Origin of the sequence: Acinetobacter sp. UC24323, assembly GCF_024151445.1 — a bacterium.
Lineage (GTDB): Bacteria > Pseudomonadota > Gammaproteobacteria > Pseudomonadales > Moraxellaceae > Acinetobacter > Acinetobacter baumannii.
This window is the reverse complement of record NZ_JAHIBY010000016.1, coordinates 45,010-69,564: the sequence shown is the minus strand read 5'-3', so window position 1 is coordinate 69,564 and position 24,555 is coordinate 45,010. Positions and strand designations below refer to the sequence as shown.

Genomic DNA, 24,555 nt, shown 5'->3' with positions numbered 1-24,555 from the left:
TCAAGGTGAAGCTACAAGGTTTATCCCCTGTACAATATAGAAACCAGTTTATAAAAACTGCTTAACTAACTGTCCAACTTTATGGGGGCAGATCATCCTACCGCTACGGGAGGAGACGAGAAGCTTACACACAGAACTATTCCTCAGAAGAAATAACTCTGATGCGGTCTAAATCAGCCTGTCAAAGCCGGCTGGCAATGTAGGCCAGCAGGCAAAGGATAGTGCTCTGCCCTATTACAGTCAAGCACACAAAATGACATTTGTTTTAAATTAGATCATTAAAAAGTAAGGATAAATAATTAAAATTTATTGTTCATTTGGGTTTATAAATTATTTATATAAAACGTAGTATATATGCCTAATAAAAGTTTATTGTTTACTTTAGCTTGAGTATGAATCATATATTTTTGATAACAATTTAATTCATTTATACAAGGATAATTATGACTTTAAATACAGTAACGCTCTCTACTCAAAGGCTTACCCTAAAACCATTTACCGCAAATGATGCAGATGAAACCTATAACTGTATTACGCCTACGCTCACACGCTATATGGCTTGGGATCCTCAACCAAGACATGAATTCGATCAAACTTGGAGTAATTGGCTAAAGAATTTTGCTCTTGGCACTGAAATTATTTTTGTTATTAGAGAAACATCTTCTCAAGTATTTATAGGTCTTGTAGGTCTACACCGTATACAAACAAGTAACCCAGAGTTAGGCATATGGATACGCGAAGATTACCACTATCATGGGTATGGTAGAGAAGCTGTAACAGCAGTAGCAAAGTGGGCAATTGACTTTGTTAAGCCAGACTTTTTTGTTTATCCCGTCGCCGAAGATAACTACCCAAGTCGCAAAATTGCTGAATCTTTAGGGGGCAAAGTAGTTTCAAAATTTACTGGTCCCAAATACGAACTTGTAACCTATGAAATTCCTGTTAGCTTTTAATTCTATAAAAATCATATTAATCAAAGGGCTATCAGCTTCATAAAAGATACAACTTGCAAAATAATAGCTATGGCAATATTTTAGAGCAATTACTCTAAAATGAGGTCTAATAATGAAAAATATAAGAATTGGTTCATATCAATGGATGCAAGCTACAAATGGTCAGCTCAGCTTCAAAGAAAAAATTAAATTAATTCAAAAAATTATGGTGCCTAGCATCCTGAGTTCTATAAAAATAAATTATTATCGATTTCAAACTGGTAACGATTTTGATATAGGGCAAATTGTAATACCAGATACTCAAATGATTAAAATCGCACTTGAGGAACTAGAATCAAAATCAAGTATATCTATCTACAATCATTCATGGCGAACATACTTCTGGGGAGCCGCCCTAGGTCATTTACAAAACCGGCAGTTTGACCCTGAGTCACTCTTATTGGCTTCACTTTTTCATGATATTGGTCTAACTGAGCAACATATACATAGTAAAGGCTGTCAATGTTTTACATATGAGAGCGCTAAACAATTTGAGCAAAAGGCGAAAGAATATAACTTTGATGGCAAGAAAAGCAAAGTGATTAAAGATGCCATATGTCTACACATGAATGGATATATAGAAGATTCTGATCCATCTGAGATTATTCTATTACAGCAAGGTGCTTCTTGTGATGTAATTAGTGACAACCAATATAAGCTCCCCTTATCTTTTAGAAATGAAATTTTAGAAAAATATCCTAGAAATCAATTTAATAAAGAATTTATTAAACTTATTAATTTAGAGAGAAAAAATGTTCCGAGTTCGCGAACAGGCTTATTATATGACCTTGGATTACCCCTCATGATTAAATCAAATTTATATAATGAATAAGTTTAATTAAACATATTAGTCATAAAACAACTTTTCTATCATGACGAGAAATTTCAATTAACAACTGTTTTATATTCCTTAGCATGAGTATGCCTTAATATATGCAAAAGATATAAATTAAAGGCACCCGTTCTAATGAATGATTCAGTTAAGTGGCTAGAAATTCTAAATAAAATTACTGGTATTGCTCAAACAGGTTTACATTACTCAAAAGATGTTTATGACAAAGAACGTTATGAGCAACTTTTAGGGCATATTGAACATCTATTAGAACTAAAAGAAATTAATACAGAAAATTTTATTAATAATGTTCTTCAAGATGTGGGTTATGCGACTCCCAAATTAGATGTTAGAGCAGTTGTGTTTAAAGAAAATAAATTGTTATTAGCAAAAGAAATTGGTGATGGACGCTGGTCTGTTCCCGGTGGTTGGGCTGATGTAGGCTACTCAGCATCGGAAAATGCAGAAAAAGAAGTTTTAGAAGAGACAGGATTGCGGGTTAAAGCCATTAAATTATTAGCCTTAACTGATAGAACCAAGCACCCTCATCCTCCAATGTTTTTACATGTGTATAAGGCATTTTTCTGGTGTGAAATTATTGATGGCGAGCTTACCCCAAGTATTGAAACACCAGAAGTTGGCTTCTTTAGTAGAGATGAATTACCCCCGATTTCTACAGCACGTGTAACTGAAGAACAGGTTCAACAATTTTTTGATTATTTAGAGTCAATCCCTGAAGCAACGAAGTTTGATTAATGAAAACCTGATATAAGGCAAGTTCAGTTTTTGTATATGAAAAGTAAAAAAACTTGGCCTTTTAAGCTCAAAAAATAGCGCTTAACTTTTATGCTAATCTCATGTCTTTTATCAATTTTTATATAATTTTTTTACCCCATGATTCAGTTTTACCACTAAGTAAACTTATGTAACTTTATCCATACAATTTCTCCACAATTTAAAACTCTAACATAAACAAATAATTAGTTCTCTTTTGCTATCTTGTTGATCATTAAGAGAAGACCTCTTAATTCCCTTTTCTTGAGTAACTTATCGTTATTCTGTCTCTTTATTCTGCAATTTTTTAATTCAGTATTTAAAACCGTATATTTTCACTTTAAATACTGAGATTCAATTCTTAGGCTAGATATGCGCACATCTGAAAAACAAGTAAAACCTATTGAGATTGATGATATCAATATCATCGAGAACGAAAAAACCAAAAAAGCGATTACTGCAGCTGCATTAGGTAATGCAATTGAATGGTTTGATTTCGGAGTTTATGGTTATGTGGCATACGTTCTCGGTAAAGTATTTTTCCCAGATGCTTCACCAAGCGTGCAAATGATTGCCGCGCTTGCTACATTTTCAGTACCTTTTATTTTCCGTCCATTAGGTGGTCTTTTCTTTGGACATTTAGGTGACAAATACGGACGTCAAAAAGTTCTGGCCATTACTGTCATTATTATGTCCATCAGTACCTTTGGTATTGGCCTTATTCCATCTTATGAAACAATCGGTTTATGGGCACCTATTCTTTTACTCATCGTAAAAATTGTACAAGGCTTCTCCATTGGTGGTGAATACTCAGGTGCTGCGATTTTTGTAGCTGAATATTCTCCGGACCGAAAACGTGGCTTTATGGGAAGCTGGCTTGATTTTGGATCGATAGCCGGCTTTGTACTTGGGGCTGCAACTGTCGCCTTGATCACACACGCCGTGGGTGAGGCACGTTTTGCCGAGTGGGGTTGGCGTATTCCCTTCTTTCTCGCTCTACCACTGGGCATAATCGGTTTATATTTACGAAACCGCCTTGAAGAAACCCCTGTATATCAACAGCATTCAGAGCAACAAGCACAAAAAAGCAAACCCCAAAAATTTAGTTTCAAAGAAATTTTTGTTAAACATAAGCGTAGTTTATTGGTGTGCATTGGTCTCGTAATCAGCACTAACGTTACTTACTATATGTTGCTAACTTATTTACCAAGCTATTTTTCGCATAACTTAGGCTATTCAGAAGCACATGGTGCACTTATTATCATTGCGGTTATGGTTGGCATGTTATTTGTACAACCTGTGATTGGTTATTTGAGTGATAAGTTCGGACGCCGCCCATTTATTTTTATTGGAAGCTTTTCTCTTATTTTCTTGTCCTATCCTGCCTTTGTATTACTTAACTCTGGAGTAAATTATCAAATTTTTATAGGCTTACTTATTCTTGCTTTATCTCTCAATATGTCTATCGGAGTGATGGCATCAACTTTACCTGCCCTATTTCCAACTGAAATCCGTTATAGCGCTTTAGGTATTGCCTTTAATTTCTCAGTAGTTATCGCTGGTTTAACCCCAACTCTTACCGCAACACTGGTTGAAACTACCCATAATCTGATGGTTCCAGCCTATTACTTGATGATTTGCGGGGTGGTAGGTATTGCTACTGCAATGTATTTAAAGGAAACAGCCAATAAGCCTTTAATTGGGGGCGTGCCTATTGCTCACAATATAGAGGAAGCACAAGAGTTACTTGAAGAGTTTCATGAAACTATTGAACAGAAAATTGAAAATATTGATCAGAAAATTCAGGAGCTTCAACAAAAACGTCAAAAACTTGCTGATAAACACCCTGATATAGCATGAGTAAAGCAACGTTTTTTATAAGAGTAGCGACTTAAATGTCGCTATTCTTTTAATATATTTTTCATTCAATTTGATAGTAAAAAAGAATTAACTTAGTAAATCTATTATTAGGAATAATATTTAATAAATAAAAAAGCCAATTCTTTCGAATTAGCTTAATTACAGCAGACCAGCTTTAGTTGAAAATTGCTTCTTGGTTTTATTGTTCGCAACAATCTTCATTCGTTTTTGTTATAGGTCTAACTTAGCTTTCCATTGTGACAATTCAATTAAAAAAACACCTCAGCCTATCCCAAAACAAACTTAATACATATATAAGTTATTTTAGAGAACTCCATCACAATTTTGATGGGTGCTTATGATAAACAGCTACACAGTAAAAGGTTTAAATCTATTATGCTTGAGTTATCTAATTGTTAAGTATGTATGATGGAACAGCAAACTTTATTACAAGAACTGAACTCACTCATTGAATACTATTCAAAAAGAACCGATTGCCCGCCTAGTCGAATACGCATCGGCTATAGAGCTTATGCAAAACTCATGCAGTGCCCGCCTTTTGCCGATGAAGTAATAAACTCGGCGCTAGATCCAAATAAGCGGAAATATAAAAAAATTAAAATTAAAATTACCAAAGATGATGATCAGTTAGAAATTGAATAGTTTGGTTAAAGATAAAAGCCCATGAACTGAGCTTTTATCTTCTATATAAAACAGCTTTTAAAACTCGACTTGTACCGTAACCGTATCTTGATAAGTTCCCGCTAGTACCGTGTCTGCGTTTTCATCCACAATTTTTGTAGTAAACACATAGTTCTGCTGAGTTACCCCGTTATGTACCCCCGGGTTAATTGTTGCATTTAAACTCGACCAACGCTCGTTACCGCTTCCCCATCGGTCATTCGATGAATTCTTGAAAATATCGTATTTTAAAAATGTATTTCCCGTTTGTGACTTCATGGCTCGCTGGTTGCCATTTTGCGGGGAAAGTCCATTATTTAAACTGACATAATATGGTGTATTTACAGAGCAACGTATTCCCATAGAAGACTGAACAGGTTCAAGCTTGGAAGCAAACGCCGCCGTACCAAAGTTTACGTCTTGAGCTAAAATTCGGCAGTCTGGAAGTACGGTAATTGAGAGTGAACCAAGCGAGTCTGCCCCACTTCCCCAGTTAAAACCAATACCCAATGCACCGCGTCTAAACCCAGGACTCTCAAAGAACACCCCGATTCCCACAATCGCGACTGCGGGTACAGAATAGAACCATTTTACTTTTAACGGTGAGTCGGCTTGATACACACCCGGCGATACACTTTGCCCAGCCGGAAGCCGTATGTAAAAAGGTAAATTGCCATCAGGCCCGCTAAAAAGATTGACCAGCGTAAAGCTACTCATGTCTTTTTCTTGGCCTAAACTAATGATTTCATTGTTACTGTCTAAAATAATGGCGTTAAGTTTTTCTCCGGTCTGAGCATTGGTAAATGAATTTAACATTTGCTCGACCCGATATTTTAGGTAGGTCATGTTTGCTAAAGCCAAGCTAAAACCCGTACACGACAAACCCGAATTAAACTGTGATGAGTTTTCACCGTTTTCCATTAAGTAAATAGACGGGACCGAAATAGAGGATGTACCTGAAGCACTCACACTACATGCAGCATGAGCCAAATTTCCCGTCAACATCAGTCCAGAGAACATACATAAATGTCTGAGTAATTTTTTTGTTTTTATATTCATGGCAAAGATACCTCGTGACAAGTAACAGGTTTAACCACCACAATCTGCTGCTTGGCTTGTTCTACATCTACAGAAAAATCTGCTTTACAAATACTTTGGTCCGAACGCTGAACCGTTACGGTGTTATTCGGTTTTAAATTTTCTAAATAGACAATGCCATCCATTCCCACATAAGAAGACTCTTGATCCGCTCTATGTACTACAGACCCTACTGGCACAGGTTTGCCATCTGTCTGAGTCAAATAGACATTGGCAGAAATAGACTGATGAACAGGGAACTTAATCACAACGCCCGAACCGCGTTTAGCCGCTATCCGTTGTTCAACTTGTGTGATTGTAAAGTTTGAAGGTAAGTCGATTGGGTCGACGCTGTATTTACCCGAATAGTAAGGCGTTACCGATGGCACAAAAATATGGCCTTTTTTATTACTGCGGCCAATTAAACTGTTTTCGTATCTGACCAAAACATCAGGCACTTGGTTTGTATCGATCAATGCAAAAGATTCACCTAATCGGTTTGAGGCAAATAAATCTCCTGCCATATAAATGAGAGATCCGGATAGGCCAAACCAGTAGTTATAGTCATGGTTTCCAGACAGACCAAAGTCAGTATTAATATAACTGTTGCGGTAATTGACGCGTGCCTGATTTAAATCTTCACTATTTTCATTAAAGCGTCGGGTTAAATCGACACCAAAACCACCTTCAGATGGAACAGAGCGGTTGAAGTTAACGTAGCCAGTATCGCCCTGCTTATTAAACGCATAACCTGAGTTAACAGTCGCGTTTCGCTGAAACAGCGGTATCGAAAGCTGAAATGCAGCACTCCATTCTTTTTCGATGAAATCACGATTGGCACTTAATGAAACAGTCACGCCATTCATATAAGTCGGTAAAACAGGCGCCCAAGACAAGTTTAAAAAGCGATTTTTAAAGTCATTCGCCTTGGTATTGATATAACCGACGCCAAAAGTTCCTGAGTTTTTGGTCGCAAAATAAGTATTGGCCGTTAGGCTTTTATTGCTATTAACTGAAATTAAATTGCTATATTGCAGCCGTGAAAGGTCAGTATATTCATCATCACGTTGGTTATGGTTAATGCTAAAACCAAACCGATTACGGTTATAGCTGTATCCAACTGTATATTGGTTACCTTCCAAGTCTTTCGTTCGATCTCCAGACATAGATTTGTCGGCTTTACTTTGGCTAAAAGAGGCACTCAGCACACCTAAATTTGCAAGCTTGAGTACAGACCCAGCACCCAATAACTGTAAATCTGAAGAAAGCTCGGTGCGTCCTTCTACAGTCAGCCAGTCATTTACCCCATAACGGGCATCGGCTGCACTTGCAAATTTTCCATAAGAAAAATTCTTAAGTCCGTAGTCTTCACGGATTTTTCCTAAAGACAATGAGTAATCAAATAAGCCGGGCTTGAGCAAAGTATTAGAAATATAAAATGGGACCGATGTTGTGACTTGACGCCCGACTGCATCAGTCGTAACCACAACGGCTTCTCCTTTACCGTTAATAAAAGGAACATTATTTAAAATAAACGGTCCAGACTGTACTTCTGTTGAGCTGGTCTTTTGCCCATTAATAATTAAGTCGACTGTACTTGGCAACGCGGCTTGCCCAATAAATTGTGGCAATGGATAGGTAATTAAATCTGGTCGGGTTGAATAATTTCTCTGTACCTGAAAACCGCCTAGTCGAACAGAACTTCCCCACGTCGTTTTACTACCGGTAATAATGTCACCCAGTAAAAAAGATGTAGCGTTCTTTTGGTTATCAAACTGCCAAGATGTGTCATAACGACGATAGCCATCATTATCTACAGACTCGGCGTTACCTTCATTTTTGTATTGGTTTTTGACATAGACACCAGAGTTTTTAATGACCCCTAACGGAGAGAAAAAACGCTGCTCAGTAAATAAACTACTGGTTGAACCGCCTTGATAGGGTCTATATGTATAAAAATCATAGTTATTGAGCAGCCCTATACCAGACTGAGCGACTTCCGGCTTATACCATGAGTCTTTACCCAAAACTTGAGTGGGCATCCAAGCGGGCGGAAAATTGAGCTTAAAGTATTGGTTCGAAGATTGATATTCATAACTTACATCTTTTAATTTATCTAAAGATATCCAATCACTCGCGTCACCACTAAACCCCAAGGTCAAAACATCTTGATTCGATAAAGATGTGTCAGTGTTTGTTAATAACTCTTGAGGGATCTTAATTTCTAATTCATCAATCAGCTTCTTTTTTTGTATGAAGTACTCATCATTTTTCACAATCACTGGCACAACTTGCTGGACCGAATATTGGTTCACAACCAAATCTAGGTACAGTTTAAAAAGTTGATTAATTTCATTAATGTCTCTTGGTGGTGGAGGCAAATCGCCTGCGAACACAGTATTTGGAATATTTAAACATCCACCCGACAATAAAATCAGCAAAATACTTTTGCATAAATTATTATGCCGAAGGATCATGATGGATCCTCCATTTTGGTGATTTCGATCAATTCTTGTTTAATACCAGAACTGTCTACACCATAAATTTTAGATGTTTTTGACAACTCATGTGCCGTCGACTGATCAATAGCAAACTTTACAGTGCTATTTGATAAAACATAGCCAAAAGCAGCTTTTCCTAAAGAGATATCATTACCTGTTTTTGAAGTTTTCAGTGCCGAAAGACGCGCAAACTTCTGACCACTATTTTTAAGATATAGCTCAGACTGGCCTTGTTGATTGTTACGAACTGACCACTGTAAAACTGGTTTTGCTAAAGCATTTTTTGTATTAAGTTTTTGACTTTCTTCGGTTAATCCACTGCCAATTCCTTTCCCATAAGCAAACAATGGAATTGAGTAACGCATTTGGAAACTTACTTTAGAAGCATTTTGCTCGTTGCCATCAGAAAGTCGAATTGGCAACTCATCTACAATCAAACGATATGACTGCTCTTTGCCATCTGGCAAGTTGACGCTTTTGGTTAAACGAAGCATATGCTTCTCGCCTGCTTTAATTTTGGCTACAGGCGGGCTTGGTATAATTTCTGATTGCTCACTATAGTTATCTTTTAAGCCATCTTGATTCCATTTAAATACCCGAATTTGCACCATCGCATCGGTCTTACCCGTATTTTGAAGCCAAACCGCAGTTGCCTTTTCATTGGCTTCAATTTTTGGATAAATCGGCCAAATTAGAAAAGTTGCTTGTGCCATCACAGGTGTAACAAGTGATAATGTACTTGCAAATAAAAAAGATTTTAAAATGCCATTTTTAATAAATGCAGAATTGTTCATACAAATCACCATGTAATCATTATTGAAACAGTATCTTTATAAATTCCGGCCACATGGGGTTCATTATTATTTTCTAAATCAACGACACCATATATTTCAAAATTTGCCAGACGGTTTGTAGGTGTTGTAGCAGGCAATAAATATTTATTACCTACAATATATTCATTAGATAAACTGCTAGAGTTATATAGCTTGTAAGATAAATAATTAGGGGATGAACCATTCTTCATACGTCTTGTATTATTTTGAAGATTTTCACCACCATCTATAGAAATACTTACAGGTAAACTTTCCGTACAACGGATATTCCAAGTACTTTTGCTATTAATAATATTAGTCACTACTTTATTTTTTGATAAAGCAGAGTGTTTACCAAAATCCATGTTTTGCTCAATATTATCTATTGAACAGCCATTTTCAATTTTAGCTTGTACTTTAAAGCTTGAATTGAGCTGAGGATCTGCTGCATATATAAATTGACTAACAGATAGCAAAAATATTGCTTTAAAATATAAGTATTTCATTTTTCTTAAAACTCAATCGTAATTGGTACTATATCTTTATATTCACCCTTAGATATACGACTACCATCATGGGTTGCTTGACCAAAAATATCGATATTCTTTTTATTATTCATATCATTAAGAATAAAAGCTTCATTTGCTTTAATGACTTGTTTATTTAAACCATAGAGCAAGTTATAAGCAATAAAATCTCTACCATTACTTAAAGCATGATAATAATTTTGTGAAAATGAAGCTGGAATATTACTATCATTATTTCCTGCTCCAAATATTATTTTTACAGTTGAAATACCTGCACACTCGATCTGAAAACCTGAATTACCATTATTAACTAAACTAGCTTCTAAAACCCCTTTAAAAGCTGTGGTAGCTTCACCAAAATCTATAGTTCCAAAATTTAAATTTGCCGTATTATTTTCTACAACATTATTATTAACAGAACAAGAAGGCAATAATTCAATTTGACTAGTTAATTTAGCTCCAATTTCACCCGCATTTACTAAAGAAATTAAAAAATAAGAAATTATAAATGCCGAACCACGATTGAATATCATCTTCCCTCCATTTAAAACAGGTCTACTCATATTTGAGCAAACCTGCTACTCAATTAATTATTTCTTTTTTATATTTAGAAATTTACAGTGACTAATAGAGTATCTTTATAATCGCCTTGTGCTTTTGGTGTACCTGTGTTTGGAGCAATTGCACCGAAAATTGGTACAGCAGTAGCTTGGCCACTTACTGTAGTGAACTGTTGTGGTTGGTTTACAACATAAAGGTTTGTACGTGCAGCATCGCGATAAACGTTATATGCAACTACATCAGCAGAAGCAGTATTTTTTAAAGTACGGTCTGTACGTTCACCACCATCAATTGCGACTGTAAAATCAACAGGATCTGTTCCGTCACAAGTCACAGAAATATTGCCACCTGTTGCTGCTGAAGCAACTTCAGCAGTTAATACGTTATTCCAAGTACCGGAAGTTTTACCAAAATCTAAAGTACCAAACTTGTTCATATTTCCTTCAGTTTGACTACCACCTACAGTACAGCCTGTTGAGATATTTAATTTAACGTCAACCTGTCCAGTAACAGCTGCTTGAGTATTTACCGCATAACCAGCAACTATTAATGCTGCAAGAAGTGATTTCTGAATGTTTTTCATATTCATAACCTACATATATAATGATTAGATTTGTAGAACAAAATGAATCAAACTCGACAAATAAAATATGGCTAATCTGTTTTATATATAAAACAAGCTATCTTTTACTATTGTGTGATTCTCTTCACAATTTAATAACAATTATTTAACTTGTATACACATATTACAAAAAGACTATGTTGAGTTATTTAAAATCAATTTTTTTAATCTTATAAAAACACCCAATTAAATACCCACCCCTACTTTATTAAAATGACTAAAAACTAGAAAAAGAAATTATTGTTTTAACGATCATACTTTTTAAATAATTATTCAAATACAATTATTTATACACACAACAAAAACAAGTATTATTTGTTTTTATTAAAATAGGTAACATGACCTATTTTAACCCTACCTAAAGAAATAAAAATAAGTCATTTGACCCATTTTTTAACCATTAATTAGGTCGAATGACCTATATTTAAAAAATATAGGTCATCCGACCTAATTTTAGTTTAATAGAATTTAAATATTTTATTTATATTTTTTTAATTTCATGGTTTATAATGCCTTTTTTTAAATAGTACTTACAGGCTGGATAATGATCAAAATTGATACCTTTGATACTATGCAAATAAAGAAGTCCTTTACCACACTAAAAGGGCAAGAAAGAATAAAGCAGATCTTAAGAAATGCTGAAATAGTTTTTCTTACTAAAGGTTATTCCGGATTTAGTATGAGAGGAGTTGCAACTCAATCAAATATTAGTTTAAGTACTTTGCAACATTATTTTCAAAATAAAGATATTTTATTAAAAGCTTTACTTAATAAATTAATTTGTGACTATATACAGCGTATTGAAATTTTAATTAATTTGAATGCAAATGAACCACCTTTAATTCGGTTTATGAATATTATCACTAATATAATTTATGAAATAGAGCAACCGATCATCACAAATGCATTTAAAGAGTTTTTCTCTATTTCAGATCATTTGCCCTATGTATATGAAGCTTTGTCAATCATACAAAAGTATAATCTCGAACTTATCTATAAAATCATCCTCCCCATTCATAATAAAATATCTTCAGAAGAATATAAAGAAAGAGCCATTATTATAATCACTCAACTTAATGGATATTTAGTTCAACATTCGAACAAAAATACAGATGAAAGTTATAAAGAATTTTTAAGAAGTATACTGTTAAAAAATATATTAAGATTAGTCAGTGAACCATAAATTTTAAAACATAGGAGCCAGTTCTCCTATGTTTTTAATATATGGTGGTGTTGTACTCAATTATTATATTACTGAGCGAAAGCTTTAATTTCACTTCGAATCAAAATATGTCGAGATGGAAAGTAAAAGCGATAAGCCAATTCGTAAGAGTCAAATAGAGCTAACTGAGATTGATGAGTTGCCCAATAATAGGCCGTCATTCCCTTTTCTTTCCTCACGTTTAAATAGTAAGGAACAGCAAAGTTGTTCGAAACAATCATAAAACTCATAGTACTTGATCTAGCTATTTAGTGGTTTTGGACAAAGTCAGCTTTAATTGAATCTAACGAACGTAATATGGGCGCCAACATAGACTCCGCAATTCGCATGGCTTCTGACTCAGACTTGTGTTGAATAGCTTGAACAAGTTCACTATGTATTTGCTGGTTTGGGTCAGGTAAATTTTTATTAGTCACTAGCTCTAAGGTGTATTGATAGCTTGAGTTTAAGAAATACTCATAAGTTGCCTGTAAAGCTTTATTATGAGTCGCCTTGGCAATTGCCAAATGTAGTTTCTTATCACTTAACATGAAGTTAGCAACATCTTGTTGATTTGTTGCTGCTCTATCTTCTAAACACGCTATAACATCGCGCATATCTTCAGGCGTGCTATGTCTAGCGGCTAATTTAGCAATTTCGATTTCTAATAAACATCGTACTTCTACGTGTTCATATAAATCAGAATGATGAATTGAATTAATCACAATCGAAAAGTCATTCTTCGTACGTACAAAAGTACCCAGCCCCTGTTTGACTTCTAAAACACCTAAATATTCTAAAATTTTAATTGCTTCACGAATGGTGTTTCGACCCACACCCAAACCTTGAACAAGCTCAGGTTCAGTCGGAATTTTCTCATCTACTTTCCAAATGTCATTTTTAATATTCTGACGTATGACATGAATCACTTCATCGACCAGAGATCTTTTTTGAATTTGCTCAATCATTAAAATTGGTACTAGTAAGCTTAAACATACGGTGATACTATCATCCTATGTTTAATTGTTCAATTTCTCTTTCATGCATTTTTAAAGGTTGAGCTCATGGAATTAAGTCAGACAATTTCAAATCTTATTTTTGAAATTCAAAAGCTTACTCAAGCAGTCGAAAAAATTTCTAAAACCCAAGAAATTTCTGTAGATGTCTTAGATGAGGCGATTGCCTTTAGATGGGAAAGAGAAAATAATAAAGGTTCGCTCGTCGCGATCCGTAAACCTCAACTCATTTCTTTTAATCATCTGTGCAATATCGACAGCCAACTCACCAAAGTAAAACTAAATACTGAAGCCTTTGCAAAAGGCTTGTTAGCAAATAATGTACTCATGACAGGCTCACGTGGTACAGGCAAGTCGTCTATTGTAAAAGCCTGTTTAAATGAATATCACCACTTAGGCCTTCGAGTGATTGAACTTGAGAAAAAGTATTTAGAAGATTTGCCTAAGATTATTAACTTACTACAAGACCGTACTGAGCGTTTTATCATCTTTTGTGATGACTTGGCCTTTGAAGCCGGTGACTCAAGTTACGCAACTTTAAAAACTGTATTAGATGGTTCACTGGCCTCTAGTTCAGACAATACACTCATTTATGCAACATCAAATCGAAAGCATATGGTGGCCGAATACAATAAAGATAATACCGAGTTAAATGTCGGGGAAAATGGCGAATTACGCCCTGGCGACAGCATTGAACAAAAGATTTCTTTAGCAGACAGATTTGGTTTACAAATTAATTTCTATGGCTTTAGCCAACAAGAGTATTTAAAAACTGTTCAATACTGGCTAAATGAATACAAATGGCAACAACGTGAAACTTGGGAAACGATTCAGTTAAAAGCTATTCAATATGCAACTCAGCAAGGCAACCGCTCAGGAAGAATTGCCAATCAATTTGCCAAAATGATTGTGGGTCAAGAAATGCTAAGTGCAGCAGATTTAACGGTTTAAGTTGTTGGCTATAAAATGCCCCATAAAAAAAGCCCTTACGGGCTTTTTTTAATTAAGCAATAAATTTCAACATAAGCTGAATCACAGTTGCATTAATCAAGTCGACAAAGAATGCACCACAAAGCGGAACAATTAAGAATGCTTTATGCGATGGGCCATACATATTGGTAATCGCCTGCATATTTGCAACGGCGGTTGGTGTAGCCCCCATACCGAAACCACAGTGACCTGCTGCCAATACTGCCGCATCGTAATTTTTCCCCATTACACGGAAAGTCACAAATGCTGCATATAAAGCCATAGTCAGTGTTTGAGCACCTAAAATAACCACAAGTGGACCTGCTAAGTCAGCAAGTTGCCAAAGCTTTAATGAAAGCAATGCCATTGCTAAATAAAGAGATAAAGACGCATTACCAAAAACGTCAATCGCGCGGTCAAAGATATCAACCTTCAACACGCTTTCTAAAATATTTCTTAAGATTACACCGCCACCAAGCGCCCAAACGAAAGTTGGTAACTCAAACCAAGTTCCCTTACTGAAACCAGTCATAAATTCAGCAAATGCTAAACATGCTGCAAACATACCAAGCGTGGTAATTGCATTGTCGGCAGTAATTAAACGAACTTGATGCGGGTTTTCAAACGGTGCAAGATCATCTGAATTTTGTTCAACATGCGTGTCACGCTGCTGAATTTCAGCATTGGTTTTTGCTTGAGCAAGGCTATAACGATTAATAAGCAATTTGGCTAAAGGACCACCAATGACACCACCAATAATCAAGCCAAACGTAGCACTTGCCATACCTAACGCTAAAGCACCCTGAATACCATGCTGGCTTTCTAAAATTTCACCCCATGCACCTGCTGTACCATGACCACCGGTTAAAGTAATTGAACCTGCAATCAAACCAATAAGTGGGTCTAGCCCCAATAAGGTTGCAAGACTCATACCGACAGCATTTTGAACAACAATAAATGAGGCTACACAAATTAAGAAGATGACTAAAGCAGTACCACCCTCTTTAAGCTTCATAAAATTGGCACTTAAACCAATTGAAGCAAAGAACACGAGCATAAAGCTGGTTTGTAATTCACTGCTAAAAACAATACTGTATCCCCAAAAAGTGTGGACAAGTAAAGAAACTACTGCAGCGACCAAACCGCCTGCTACTGGTTCAGGGATATTATAACGTTTTAAAAAATCAATCCGATTGACAAGAAAGCGACCCAACAATAGAACGATGACCGCCGAAATTAGTGTATAAAAACCATTAAAAACAAATTCCATATATACTACTTTCTGATTACATTCCTAACGGATTGTAAAATAATTATATTTTATTTTTTAATATGTAAAAAAAACACAAATAAACTTTACAAAATTACCCTACCAATAAATTTTTGCTATTCTTAAGAATAGCTTAAATTTTTAAATATTTTATACAAAATCATGCCCTATAATTTAATTTATCAATCATTTCAAAATCTTATATAAATAAATCATTAATTTAGTATAACTTCACTTTGATCTCTTAAACAGAAAATCCTGTCTTTTAGGTCACTGAACTCATCTTTTATTCCCTTTAATATCCGCAAAAGACCAGCTCGTTATTTGCTCTGGGCAACATCTTTATAGGTTTTATATTCAATGAGTTTATTGCTTAAAGTTCGACAGAATGTTCCACAGGTACAGTCGATTAAAACATCTCTTAAAAAGCGTGCTGGTCAGAAAATACCTCACATGCTCTCCAATGCATCAGATCTGTTTTTTAGAGGGTCGGAAATTGCCCTGTCAGGAAAAACACCTTTTGATGTAATTTATAAGCATGAAATTATAAGCCTTCGCCATTATAGAAATGAGACAGAAGCTTCAGCCAAACACCGTGTGCCGTTAGTGATTGTTCCGCCTTTAGCTGTGAACATGCTTATTTACGATTTGTTTCCTACCCGCAGTCTTATACGTTATTTTTTAGATCAAGGCTTCGAGGTTTACTTAATAGACTGGGGCGTACCTACCCGAAATCAAGCCAAATACAATTTTGGCACCTACGTAAAAGCCTTTATGCCTGAAATGTTAAAGCAGGTCCGTATACATAGTGGACAACAACAGCTTTCATTACATGGCTGGAGTTTAGGTGGCGCACTTTCACTTTGCTATACCGCGTTATTTAAAGATAAAGATATTAAGAATCTGATGATTCTTGCTTCCCCGATCGACACACATAAAGCAGGTTATATGGGTAAGCTCTATGGAAGTCTGACTAAACCTGCACAGTGGGTCCGTAAGCATACGCCTTTTCGTATTCGCCAACATGTACCAAGTGAAGTGTTTCATATTCATGGATGGCAAAACACACTCGGTTTTAAATTAACGGACCCCATTGGCAATTTAAAAACCTATTGGCAACTTCTTAAAAATCTGGATAACCGAGAATTTATTGTCGACCACGCTACCTCTAGTTCATTTATCGACAATATGCTGGCCTATCCGGGTGGCGTTATGCGCGACATTATTTTACGTTTCTGGATTGATAATGAACTCTCAACAGGTGTAATCAAATTTGGGAAACTTACAGCTTATTTAAAAGATATTGATTGTTCAGTGTTGGCTGTAGGTGGTGATACAGACATTATTGTGACCGCCGATGCTGTTAAACCCCTTATGGATTTAATTAGTAGCCAAGATAAAACGTTCAAAACTGTGCCCGGCGGCCATATGGGCGTAGTGTCCGGTAGCCAAGCTCCGACCTCTGTTTGGCCTGAAATGAGTAATTGGCTGGCTACGCGTTCAGATTAATCAATTTAAACGTTAATGAAAAACCAGCCTGTTAAACCTTAGGCTGGTTTTAATGCACACTAAATTTTTAAAGTTTTTGCACAAATCTTCTAGAACTACTTTTAGCTCTTTTATACTGTTTCAGGGGCTAAAATTAGAAGTTTATAGGTCAGTGCTTATGAGTAGTAACTGGGTGGATATTTCAAAAGATACCAATACGGGTATCGAAACAATCCGTGCTCATTTTACTGGCCATGCTTATGATCCCCATTGGCATTCAAGTTATTTAATTGGTGTAACTGAATCTGGCATTCAACAATTTCATTGCCGTAAAAAGCAAATCAATAGTCATGCTGGGCAAGTTTTTATGCTTGAGCCAGAAGAAATTCATGATGGACATGCGCCTGCATCTGATGGTTTTACCTACCAAATGCTTTATCTACATCCAGAATGGTTAAAGCAACGCCTTCAAGGTTTGTTTCACAACAGCCCCGATCATTACGAACTAGTGATTGATGCGCCATTAAAATCCGATGAACAACTCGCAATCATTACTTCACAAGCATTTCGACACTTACACTATAAAGAAATGAATATTGTGAAAGACAATAGTCTAGATGTGCTTATTCAATATATTGCCCAAGGTAAATGGTTAAAAAAAGTTTCTCAATCTTCTTGTATTCATGTTCCCCACATCGCCCATCAAATCCGAGATATTCTGCATGATCATTTATTTGAAGATATTGGGTTAGAAGATATATCACGTATGGTGGGACTAGACCGTTACCATATTCACCGTATTTTTAAATCAACTTTTCATTTAGCTCCTCATCAATATCTTATTCAACTTAGACTTACACGAGCACGTGATTTACTCGCTAGAAGTATTTCTCCAGCACAAGTTGCTTCTGACTTATGTTTTTCAGACCAAAGTCATTTAAGTCGTTGGTTTAAACGCTGTTATGGACTAACACCAGCCGCTTACAGAAAAATCTGCACAAATCTTCAAGATTAAAAATCTTAATTATTTCATCTTGTCTCTCCCAATTAACTAAGGTAGACAAGATGGAAAACCTCACTGCATTTTCATTATTTGCAATTGTTGCCTCAATTACTCCAGGCCCGACCAACTTTATAATTTTAAGTTTAAGTAGTCATTATAAAATTTCTAAAACACTTCCCGTTATTTTAGGTTCTTGTATTGGAGCAGCCTTACTTGTATTAGTGGTTGGTATTGGCCTTGGCTCCACTATTCTTGCTTACCCTGTTATTCAAAAAATTATGACATGGAGTGGTTTAATCTGGCTCACCTTTCTAGCTTGGAAATTATATAACTACAATCCTGTTATCTCTTTAGAAAAAAATGAACAATACCCTCCTATTGGTTTTAAAGCTGCTTTTTTAATGCAAGCGATTAATCCTAAAACATGGATGATGGCTTTTGCAGTTATTAGCGTCTATACAAAACAGGGACAAGATATCTTGATAAATGTCTCAATTTTATCCTGCATTTTTTTACTTATAGCATTTCCTTGTCTCTACCTATGGGCCTTAGTAGGCAGACTAAGTACTCGGCTTCTTTCAAAACCAAAACATATAAATATTTTTAACAAAATAATGGCTATTATATTACTAGCCTCAGTCTGGTGGCCCATGTTCCCTAGATTTTGATCATCCAAACCTAATCAAAATAGATAAGGAAATCTATTTTTAACAAACATATTTTAAATTTATAACTTTAAATTATTACTTTTCATTATACAAATTATAAAAACTCATATTAACTAACTTTTTAATAATAATATTTTTAATTCATCAAGTTTTATTTAAAAATAATGATTGAAAATCCGATGTTACTTTTTGTTATTTATGTAAAGACCATCCCAACAATAATTTTAAATAAACATATGTAAAATATAAAGTTTTATTCATACAACTTTGTAAAATTAGGTTATTTTTTATACAAATGTAGGCAATGTCTCACAATTATGTAAGCTAAAGCTTACAACATAATTGATTGTTTTTCCTATAATTAATTTCAGTACATATAAGCACTCTTTACTATTAAATAGAAAGCTGAATATTAATAAAGAGATCTGGAGAAAATGATAAAGTCATCTTTATTAATATAAAAAGTCTCAATAATAGAAAAAGAATCTCAAAAAATGAATATGTACTATCTTTCCTCTGGAAACAGAGGAAAGATTACTTTTTAAATCTTCAGATAGGATATAAAGAATGTTTATTGCAAAAAATATATTTGTATATTTACTATCAATGTTAGCTTTATGCTTACTAATTATTCTTTTTAACTATCTAGGAATGAATCAGACACTAAATCTCATCATTTCTTCAGCGCTCTTTGGAATATTTATTACTTGGTACTACAAAGGAAGCGGACTGTGTATTGCCCTTTTTAGCTTTTTTTACTGGGCAATGTTTGTGATTAGTCAAAGTTTAGAAGTGATATGGATGCTGTCGATTTCAGTAATTGTCTATTTAGTCATGACACAAATCGTACCTAAACTCAAACACATCCATATCGGTATCGCATCTAATAGCTAGAACGGGTTTACTCCCCGATTCACCATTCCAACTTTTTTAACCGTATTCATCTTAGTTTGCTCTGCAATTAAGAGTTCATTTAAGAAAAATTTGAGGTTTTGCTGGTTCAGCAAAAGCGGGTTAAAGGTATTTTCTCCCATGTTAAGAAAGAAAGTTTCAATATTTGTATTACGCTGCACGTATTTCATTGACCAACGCTGAAAAGAGTGTTCATCAATGGAGTATGTGCATAACCATTTAATATTATAATGCCTTTGATCTTTTTGAATTTTTTCAAATAATCTTTCAACGACCTCTTGTTCGCCTTCTAGACATTGAAAAAATGCATTATCGGCATAATAAAGCACCCCACAAATCCCGTTTAAATCGTTGAAATCACGAGCTTCTGTCAGAATATCACGTAAATCTTGTAGCAAATCTTCATTTTTTTCATTTCGTTGGCTGGCATAACACAGGCGAACGTTCATAAGACTTCCGTGAAATATAAAATTTCATTATTAATGGAATTTTCAACTTAACACACCTTTATTTAAAATACTTTATATTTCATTATTATAAAAAATTTATAAGCTTGCTTATTTCAATAAAAAAGCCCGAATCTAGTTCGAGCTTTTTATTTAAAATGAAAAATTATTTAACACGTTCAATTTGTAATACTTCAATTTCAGTCGGTTTAACGCGGTGGGTATCAACTTCACCCACAATACGCACTTTATCTCCAACCTTTAACTGCCAACCATTTGCCAAATCATCATCGACATCAATCACGATTGAACCTGTTTTGTCTTTAAATTCATAATGGTCGCCAGCAATATGCTTAACAATAGTACCAGTTAAGGTTACCCCTGTTTCATCAGCTAAAGTTTTAGCTTTTGAAACAGTGACTACATTTTTTGCTGCTTGATTAAGTAAAGCTGGATCTGTTCTTGCAAATGCTGCACTACTAGTTAATAAAACAAGTCCAGTGAGGGTGGTGAATAATATTTTTTTCATGAATGTTCTCCTCGTTATTTTATCTATAGCTATCTAAACAATTTGTGAAAACCGTGAGTTTTAGCTTTTGTGATTTTTTGTGTCATCGTGTCAGATATACAGCACTATTGTTGAGAAGGTCTTTGCGTTGGCCTAGATATTTGTATGGTCATAATGAAAAAAAACCACATCGGGTGATGTAGCAAAAAGGTATAGCTCAATGAACACTAAAACACTATGTATAACAGAGGATCTGAGTTTAGAATATATTTTAATTATTAAAATAATCTTAAGAAAATAAGCTTAATTAAAGATTTTCTAAAAATTTTGATAAGCCTTCCGGCGCTCTTCCTTCGAGTCGACTACTGGTAGTTACCCGAACTAAATTGCTCCATGTAATATTACAGCACTGCCTTATCAGTTTTTGAATGAGCGAAACATCTTCATGGCAAGGAACAGGTTCAAAACCGCCTACTTGCATATAAGCAGCAGCACTAAAACTTAAATTTGCGCCATGAATATGATGATGATCCATACAATCCTGATAATGCGATAAATATTTTTTTTGTTTCATAACTGATAAACGGCTAAGGTCATCTAAAGTCACAATACCGCAAATTGCATCTGTAGGTTGATGCAAAATCTGGCAGCGTAACCAGTCAGGGCTGACCACACTATCAGCATCGGTACAGGCCAGCCATGTTGCGCCATTTTGAATAAGTTGGCGGATACCTAAGTCCCGTGCCTTTCCGACACATGCATAATTACATTCAATCCAGCTTACTCCGTAGCGCTGTACAATTGAGCGCGACTGATCCGTACAACTATCAAGTACAACCATAACCTCGACTTGTTCATCCGGTACTTTTTCAATCGCCTCCTGAATTGATTGCAAACAGGCGGGCAAATGTTGCTCTTCATTATGCGCTGGAACTACAACACCTATTTTCATCGTAATTGTTCTCGCTGAGCTATTGATGAAGGATTAACCGTCCAAACATCGACCATAAAGTCCGGATCGTTCAGACTTAAATAGTGATGAAATGGAAAAGATTGTTGAAAGCTTTGATGGACTTTTTGGGCATTCAATTCAAAATCCTGAATATCATGTCGCCAATGGCAACACAAAATTTCCCCTTCCGGGTTTAAGGCCTGCTTTAACTGTTCAATAAACTCACCTAACTCATCGAATGTGAGGTAGTACGCCACTTCGCTAATTACAATCAGGTCAAATTTTTGTTCATAAAAATCTTCAGGTATTTTTCTATTTTCAACAGTCACATGTTCAAATGCTTCTAACCGTTGGGATGCGAGCTGAACGGCTTGCTTCGACACATCAATACATAACAGATGAGCAGCGCGCTGAGCCAGATAAACACTTAAATGCCCATTTGAACAACCAATTTCTAAAACTTTTTCATAGTGTGGTCGTGTTAATAATGCAAGGCAGATTTGTCTTTTACGGGCTTCATACCAGTGATAGTCATAGCCCCACGGGTCATTATTACTACGATACAACTCTTCAAAATACACACGAGAATGAATCACTCAGATATACCTCATAAGGCATTAAAAGACGGCTAATCGCACTTGAGGATAAAACGGCGGAATTTCCTGTGCTCTCATCGGCTTCAAGTTGTGTTTTAAATTGCATAACCGCCTGATGTTTTTTAATTAACTGGTTTTCAGTTAAGGCATAAGCTTTTGCTTTGGACCAGTTAATTCGTGTGTCAAAAGGCTCTGCCCAATGCCATGCCCAAATCAATACATGCAAACATAGTAAGTCCCGAGCTTCGGCAAAAGCTTGTACTGTTTTCCCGACAGCCTCATGATCTGGATGGCCATCAAATGCATAGCTACAAATTAAAATATCTTCGGACTGAACAATTTGGCTAAGCGCCTGATTCAATTGATCCATCTGTAAATGAATTTGACCATCCATTAGATTTAAACCAATCCGTTCAGAAAAAGCTGAAATACCTAAAGTTTTTAAAGCAGCCAGTGTTTCTTGCGGACGTAAATCGTTCAATTGGTCAGGAGTATATTTCACTGAATGAGGATGGCTTTGTGTTCCATTACTAACTGCCAAAATGACAATATGACAGTTTTGCTCAACTAGCTGCTGCATTAAACCGCCACAACCCAGCACTTCGTCATCAGGATGCGGAGCAACAATCACCACTCTTTTAGACTGAAACAACTTTAAATTCAGCCGATCTAAAGGATTCTTTTTAAATGCCTCAAGCCACATGAATTCAGGTGTACCTTCACCTGAAATCATACGGTCCTCTACTAAGGGATGCTTCAAAGTTCCCATAAGCTTTTCTCCGGTAAACAGAGCTCAGCAATAGACTCATAATCAAAAGCCGCATGGCTCTGTCGGATAAATACTGGTAAATCAGCGATGAGCTGTGAAAATGTAGGCTCTTCACAATAAGGACGCGCGCCCAAAGCTTTACCGACGAGTTGAATAACACTCTGGCAGCATTGTTCTGTTTGGGCACGTAATATACGGATTTCACGCTCATGACTGAGCGCAGGCTCATCATCAATGAGCTTGGCAATATATTGAAAATACTGTTTGGTTACAGAGAGCTGTTGAGCCAACTCCCCTAAATACATTTTTTTAAATGCGTTTGGGTTAAGGGTGCAACTTTTATGCAAGAAACTAACCAAGCGTACCGCGGCACCATACCAACAAGCCGCAACACCAGCAGCACCATGCCAAAAACCCGGACGCTCCAAATAGCAATTTGGCAGTCCGATAGGAATAACAGGAGTATTGTCAAAATGCACTTGAGCTGTTTGGGTTCCCTGCATACCGACTGCTTGCCAGTGGCTCAAGTCAACATGAACAGAGGGATGAGCCAAATCAACGATACAAAGCTGTGCTTGGCCTTCTTTGTCCTTATAACTCATGAGAGCTTTTTGAATAAACTCTGCACCTGAGCACCAGTTTTTTATACCATTACAATGATTGTTCTGAACTTGCACAGGTGCCGGCCCGCCATCTGCTGCCCATACCGCCCAAGTTTGGTCATCGATTTCGTCTTGATAACCCAATTCATTTAGAATACTTAAAGCATCATGATGTGACTCAAATAATTTAGCGAGACTTAAATCATACCATGCAATTTGAGCAAACAATTGCCATCGCTGATAGGTATGACCTGAAGCTGGATAAGGCAAACTTTTAGATAAACTTACCAATTGGTAGAGTAAATCTTGGCGGAGCTGACTTTTGTTTTCGGCCTGAGCATGTTCAAATTCACTCAACATACTCAAGATTGTCATATTTATAGATATTTTAATATTCATTACAAATAATTATTCAAAAGTATTCACTTAAACATATCGAAATAATTCTGTTTAATTAAAGATATAAAATGTAATAAAAAGATATTTTCTATAACTTTATTCAATGAATATTTCTTTTTATTTCATTGTTACCTAAATATATCGCTTAAGTGAAATTATAAAATAATCATGTAAGGTTTATTAAAAATTAAGGATTTCTGCCGTTTTATCCAGTAATTTAGTTTCTACCGTTTTTCTATTTCCAAAGAAGAGGTCAAAGATGAATACTTTAAATATTAATGATATTAAAAAACATGCAGACGTTATTGCTTCTTGTGGCACCAAAGTAGGAACTGTCGATCATCTTGAAGGTGAAAATCAGTTAAAACTCACCAAAGATGAAAATGATCAACATCATCTTATCCCTACTTCTTGGATAGGGGAGGTAAAAGAAGATCAAGTCATTTTAAATAAAAACTCAGAAGAAGTTAAAGAAAACTGGCAAGCGATTTAAACATCTTTGCTTAGTTAGCTTTTA

General features: G+C 35.6%; 27 protein-coding genes. 12 read left to right on the top strand and 15 right to left on the bottom strand.

The window, feature by feature from the left end; genetic code table 11:
- Positions 1–443 precede the first annotated feature (443 nt).
- The 5 genes from KNQ97_RS17615 (at position 444) to KNQ97_RS17595 (ending at position 5,121) form a co-directional block, all read left to right on the top strand.
- Complete coding sequence (locus tag KNQ97_RS17615) at positions 444–953, top strand: GNAT family N-acetyltransferase (RefSeq protein WP_130036721.1); 510 nt, start codon at positions 444–446, stop codon at positions 951–953.
- Between the two features lie 112 nt (positions 954–1,065).
- The gene (locus KNQ97_RS17610) at positions 1,066–1,824 is read left to right on the top strand and encodes an HD domain-containing protein (RefSeq protein WP_253612531.1); all 759 of its coding nucleotides are present in this window, start codon (positions 1,066–1,068) and stop codon (positions 1,822–1,824) included.
- Between the two features lie 135 nt (positions 1,825–1,959).
- Positions 1,960–2,580, top strand: a complete 621-nt coding sequence (locus KNQ97_RS17605) for an NUDIX hydrolase (protein WP_253612530.1) — start codon at positions 1,960–1,962, stop codon at positions 2,578–2,580.
- 390 nt (positions 2,581–2,970) lie between these two features.
- Complete coding sequence (proP, locus tag KNQ97_RS17600) at positions 2,971–4,458, top strand: glycine betaine/L-proline transporter ProP (protein ID WP_001260521.1); 1,488 nt, start codon at positions 2,971–2,973, stop codon at positions 4,456–4,458.
- A 429-nt stretch (positions 4,459–4,887) separates the two neighbouring features.
- On the top strand, positions 4,888–5,121 hold the full coding sequence (locus KNQ97_RS17595; RefSeq protein ID WP_000437833.1) for a hypothetical protein: 234 nt from the start codon (positions 4,888–4,890) through the stop codon (positions 5,119–5,121).
- A gap of 57 nt (positions 5,122–5,178) precedes the next feature.
- Here KNQ97_RS17595 and csuE read toward each other — a convergent pair whose 3' ends face one another.
- From csuE to csuAB, 6 genes are all read right to left on the bottom strand, one after another.
- Positions 5,179–6,198 carry a Csu fimbrial tip adhesin CsuE gene (gene csuE / locus KNQ97_RS17590; RefSeq protein WP_253612529.1) on the bottom strand — a complete coding sequence of 340 codons (1,020 nt, stop codon included), beginning with the start codon at positions 6,196–6,198 and terminating at the stop codon, positions 5,179–5,181.
- Positions 6,195–8,693, bottom strand: coding sequence for a Csu fimbrial usher CsuD (gene csuD / locus KNQ97_RS17585; protein WP_253612528.1), 2,499 nt, complete (start codon positions 8,691–8,693; stop codon positions 6,195–6,197). Before csuD ends, csuE begins: the two co-directional genes overlap by 4 nt.
- Positions 8,690–9,523, bottom strand: coding sequence for a Csu fimbrial biogenesis chaperone CsuC (gene csuC, locus KNQ97_RS17580; protein ID WP_253612527.1), 834 nt, complete (start codon positions 9,521–9,523; stop codon positions 8,690–8,692). Before csuC ends, csuD begins: the two co-directional genes overlap by 4 nt.
- The gene (csuB, locus tag KNQ97_RS17575) at positions 9,517–10,035 is read right to left on the bottom strand and encodes a Csu fimbrial biogenesis protein CsuB (protein WP_253612526.1); all 519 of its coding nucleotides are present in this window, start codon (positions 10,033–10,035) and stop codon (positions 9,517–9,519) included. The genes csuC and csuB overlap by 7 nt, the downstream gene beginning before the upstream one ends.
- A gap of 5 nt (positions 10,036–10,040) precedes the next feature.
- A complete protein-coding gene (csuA, locus tag KNQ97_RS17570; protein WP_000577025.1) occupies positions 10,041–10,589 on the bottom strand; it encodes a Csu fimbrial biogenesis protein CsuA in 549 nt (182 codons plus the stop codon).
- A gap of 74 nt (positions 10,590–10,663) precedes the next feature.
- On the bottom strand, positions 10,664–11,200 hold the full coding sequence (csuAB, locus tag KNQ97_RS17565) for a Csu fimbrial major subunit CsuAB (RefSeq protein WP_000790104.1): 537 nt from the start codon (positions 11,198–11,200) through the stop codon (positions 10,664–10,666).
- Positions 11,201–11,783: 583 nt separating this feature from the next.
- On the opposite strand from csuAB, the gene KNQ97_RS17560 reads away from it, so the two are divergent.
- Positions 11,784–12,422, top strand: coding sequence for a TetR/AcrR family transcriptional regulator (locus tag KNQ97_RS17560; protein ID WP_000590088.1), 639 nt, complete (start codon positions 11,784–11,786; stop codon positions 12,420–12,422).
- Positions 12,423–12,490: 68 nt separating this feature from the next.
- On the opposite strand, the gene KNQ97_RS17555 is transcribed toward KNQ97_RS17560, so the two are convergent.
- Both KNQ97_RS17555 and KNQ97_RS17550 read right to left on the bottom strand, forming a co-directional pair.
- The gene (locus KNQ97_RS17555) at positions 12,491–12,682 is read right to left on the bottom strand and encodes a hypothetical protein (protein WP_000637306.1); all 192 of its coding nucleotides are present in this window, start codon (positions 12,680–12,682) and stop codon (positions 12,491–12,493) included.
- A gap of 27 nt (positions 12,683–12,709) precedes the next feature.
- Positions 12,710–13,408 (bottom strand): FadR/GntR family transcriptional regulator, encoded by a 699-nt coding sequence (locus tag KNQ97_RS17550; protein WP_000572515.1) that lies wholly within the window; start codon positions 13,406–13,408, stop codon positions 12,710–12,712.
- A gap of 96 nt (positions 13,409–13,504) precedes the next feature.
- On the opposite strand from KNQ97_RS17550, the gene KNQ97_RS17545 reads away from it, so the two are divergent.
- Positions 13,505–14,407, top strand: a complete 903-nt coding sequence (locus KNQ97_RS17545; RefSeq protein WP_000423653.1) for an ATP-binding protein — start codon at positions 13,505–13,507, stop codon at positions 14,405–14,407.
- Between the two features lie 52 nt (positions 14,408–14,459).
- Here the strand turns inward: KNQ97_RS17545 and gltS are convergent, their stop codons facing one another.
- Positions 14,460–15,695: a sodium/glutamate symporter gene (gltS, locus tag KNQ97_RS17540; protein ID WP_000397471.1), complete on the bottom strand. Its 1,236-nt coding sequence runs from the start codon at positions 15,693–15,695 to the stop codon at positions 14,460–14,462.
- 360 nt (positions 15,696–16,055) lie between these two features.
- Here gltS and KNQ97_RS17535 point away from each other — a divergent pair, with 360 nt between their 5' ends.
- The 4 genes from KNQ97_RS17535 (at position 16,056) to KNQ97_RS17520 (ending at position 19,748) form a co-directional block, all read left to right on the top strand.
- A complete protein-coding gene (locus KNQ97_RS17535; protein ID WP_253612525.1) occupies positions 16,056–17,204 on the top strand; it encodes an alpha/beta fold hydrolase in 1,149 nt (382 codons plus the stop codon).
- Positions 17,205–17,361: 157 nt separating this feature from the next.
- Complete coding sequence (locus tag KNQ97_RS17530; protein ID WP_000097871.1) at positions 17,362–18,198, top strand: AraC family transcriptional regulator; 837 nt, start codon at positions 17,362–17,364, stop codon at positions 18,196–18,198.
- Positions 18,199–18,248: 50 nt separating this feature from the next.
- Complete coding sequence (locus tag KNQ97_RS17525) at positions 18,249–18,854, top strand: LysE family translocator (protein ID WP_000429465.1); 606 nt, start codon at positions 18,249–18,251, stop codon at positions 18,852–18,854.
- Between the two features lie 567 nt (positions 18,855–19,421).
- Complete coding sequence (locus KNQ97_RS17520; protein ID WP_000469224.1) at positions 19,422–19,748, top strand: hypothetical protein; 327 nt, start codon at positions 19,422–19,424, stop codon at positions 19,746–19,748.
- On the opposite strand, the gene KNQ97_RS17515 is transcribed toward KNQ97_RS17520, so the two are convergent.
- From KNQ97_RS17515 to KNQ97_RS17490, 6 genes are all read right to left on the bottom strand, one after another.
- Complete coding sequence (locus tag KNQ97_RS17515; RefSeq protein ID WP_001102889.1) at positions 19,745–20,215, bottom strand: AnBLUF65 family BLUF photoreceptors; 471 nt, start codon at positions 20,213–20,215, stop codon at positions 19,745–19,747. The two genes, KNQ97_RS17520 and KNQ97_RS17515, sit on opposite strands and share 4 nt — an antisense overlap.
- A gap of 163 nt (positions 20,216–20,378) precedes the next feature.
- Positions 20,379–20,741 (bottom strand): NirD/YgiW/YdeI family stress tolerance protein, encoded by a 363-nt coding sequence (locus KNQ97_RS17510; protein ID WP_000721827.1) that lies wholly within the window; start codon positions 20,739–20,741, stop codon positions 20,379–20,381.
- Positions 20,742–21,027: 286 nt separating this feature from the next.
- Positions 21,028–21,672, bottom strand: coding sequence for a glycosyltransferase family 2 protein (locus tag KNQ97_RS17505; RefSeq protein WP_000690470.1), 645 nt, complete (start codon positions 21,670–21,672; stop codon positions 21,028–21,030).
- Positions 21,669–22,268, bottom strand: coding sequence for a bifunctional 2-polyprenyl-6-hydroxyphenol methylase/3-demethylubiquinol 3-O-methyltransferase UbiG (locus KNQ97_RS17500; protein WP_000581924.1), 600 nt, complete (start codon positions 22,266–22,268; stop codon positions 21,669–21,671). The genes KNQ97_RS17505 and KNQ97_RS17500 overlap by 4 nt, the downstream gene beginning before the upstream one ends.
- Positions 22,243–23,037 carry a PIG-L deacetylase family protein gene (locus KNQ97_RS17495; RefSeq protein ID WP_032060581.1) on the bottom strand — a complete coding sequence of 265 codons (795 nt, stop codon included), beginning with the start codon at positions 23,035–23,037 and terminating at the stop codon, positions 22,243–22,245. The genes KNQ97_RS17500 and KNQ97_RS17495 overlap by 26 nt, the downstream gene beginning before the upstream one ends.
- Positions 23,025–23,999: an acyl-CoA dehydrogenase gene (locus tag KNQ97_RS17490; protein ID WP_253612524.1), complete on the bottom strand. Its 975-nt coding sequence runs from the start codon at positions 23,997–23,999 to the stop codon at positions 23,025–23,027. Before KNQ97_RS17490 ends, KNQ97_RS17495 begins: the two co-directional genes overlap by 13 nt.
- A 298-nt stretch (positions 24,000–24,297) precedes the next feature.
- On the opposite strand from KNQ97_RS17490, the gene KNQ97_RS17485 reads away from it, so the two are divergent.
- A complete protein-coding gene (locus KNQ97_RS17485; protein ID WP_001094391.1) occupies positions 24,298–24,531 on the top strand; it encodes a DUF2171 domain-containing protein in 234 nt (77 codons plus the stop codon).
- Positions 24,532–24,555 lie beyond the last annotated feature (24 nt).

What these genes read in the sequence shown, in the direction of transcription:
- KNQ97_RS17615 (WP_130036721.1), top strand. Translation starts at nt 444, where the DNA reads ATGACTTTAAATACAGTAACGCTCTCTACTCAAAGGCTTACCCTAAAA.
- KNQ97_RS17610 (WP_253612531.1), top strand. Translation starts at nt 1,066, where the DNA reads ATGAAAAATATAAGAATTGGTTCATATCAATGGATGCAAGCTACAAAT.
- KNQ97_RS17605 (WP_253612530.1), top strand. Translation starts at nt 1,960, where the DNA reads ATGAATGATTCAGTTAAGTGGCTAGAAATTCTAAATAAAATTACTGGT.
- proP (WP_001260521.1), top strand. Translation starts at nt 2,971, where the DNA reads ATGCGCACATCTGAAAAACAAGTAAAACCTATTGAGATTGATGATATC.
- KNQ97_RS17595 (WP_000437833.1), top strand. Translation starts at nt 4,888, where the DNA reads ATGGAACAGCAAACTTTATTACAAGAACTGAACTCACTCATTGAATAC.
- csuE (WP_253612529.1), bottom strand. Translation starts at nt 6,198, where the DNA reads ATGAATATAAAAACAAAAAAATTACTCAGACATTTATGTATGTTCTCT.
- csuD (WP_253612528.1), bottom strand. Translation starts at nt 8,693, where the DNA reads ATGATCCTTCGGCATAATAATTTATGCAAAAGTATTTTGCTGATTTTA.
- csuC (WP_253612527.1), bottom strand. Translation starts at nt 9,523, where the DNA reads ATGGTGATTTGTATGAACAATTCTGCATTTATTAAAAATGGCATTTTA.
- csuB (WP_253612526.1), bottom strand. Translation starts at nt 10,035, where the DNA reads ATGAAATACTTATATTTTAAAGCAATATTTTTGCTATCTGTTAGTCAA.
- csuA (WP_000577025.1), bottom strand. Translation starts at nt 10,589, where the DNA reads ATGATATTCAATCGTGGTTCGGCATTTATAATTTCTTATTTTTTAATT.
- csuAB (WP_000790104.1), bottom strand. Translation starts at nt 11,200, where the DNA reads ATGAAAAACATTCAGAAATCACTTCTTGCAGCATTAATAGTTGCTGGT.
- KNQ97_RS17560 (WP_000590088.1), top strand. Translation starts at nt 11,784, where the DNA reads ATGATCAAAATTGATACCTTTGATACTATGCAAATAAAGAAGTCCTTT.
- KNQ97_RS17555 (WP_000637306.1), bottom strand. Translation starts at nt 12,682, where the DNA reads ATGATTGTTTCGAACAACTTTGCTGTTCCTTACTATTTAAACGTGAGG.
- KNQ97_RS17550 (WP_000572515.1), bottom strand. Translation starts at nt 13,408, where the DNA reads ATGATTGAGCAAATTCAAAAAAGATCTCTGGTCGATGAAGTGATTCAT.
- KNQ97_RS17545 (WP_000423653.1), top strand. Translation starts at nt 13,505, where the DNA reads ATGGAATTAAGTCAGACAATTTCAAATCTTATTTTTGAAATTCAAAAG.
- gltS (WP_000397471.1), bottom strand. Translation starts at nt 15,695, where the DNA reads ATGGAATTTGTTTTTAATGGTTTTTATACACTAATTTCGGCGGTCATC.
- KNQ97_RS17535 (WP_253612525.1), top strand. Translation starts at nt 16,056, where the DNA reads ATGAGTTTATTGCTTAAAGTTCGACAGAATGTTCCACAGGTACAGTCG.
- KNQ97_RS17530 (WP_000097871.1), top strand. Translation starts at nt 17,362, where the DNA reads ATGAGTAGTAACTGGGTGGATATTTCAAAAGATACCAATACGGGTATC.
- KNQ97_RS17525 (WP_000429465.1), top strand. Translation starts at nt 18,249, where the DNA reads ATGGAAAACCTCACTGCATTTTCATTATTTGCAATTGTTGCCTCAATT.
- KNQ97_RS17520 (WP_000469224.1), top strand. Translation starts at nt 19,422, where the DNA reads ATGTTTATTGCAAAAAATATATTTGTATATTTACTATCAATGTTAGCT.
- KNQ97_RS17515 (WP_001102889.1), bottom strand. Translation starts at nt 20,215, where the DNA reads ATGAACGTTCGCCTGTGTTATGCCAGCCAACGAAATGAAAAAAATGAA.
- KNQ97_RS17510 (WP_000721827.1), bottom strand. Translation starts at nt 20,741, where the DNA reads ATGAAAAAAATATTATTCACCACCCTCACTGGACTTGTTTTATTAACT.
- KNQ97_RS17505 (WP_000690470.1), bottom strand. Translation starts at nt 21,672, where the DNA reads ATGAAAATAGGTGTTGTAGTTCCAGCGCATAATGAAGAGCAACATTTG.
- KNQ97_RS17495 (WP_032060581.1), bottom strand. Translation starts at nt 23,037, where the DNA reads ATGGGAACTTTGAAGCATCCCTTAGTAGAGGACCGTATGATTTCAGGT.
- KNQ97_RS17490 (WP_253612524.1), bottom strand. Translation starts at nt 23,999, where the DNA reads ATGTTGAGTGAATTTGAACATGCTCAGGCCGAAAACAAAAGTCAGCTC.
- KNQ97_RS17485 (WP_001094391.1), top strand. Translation starts at nt 24,298, where the DNA reads ATGAATACTTTAAATATTAATGATATTAAAAAACATGCAGACGTTATT.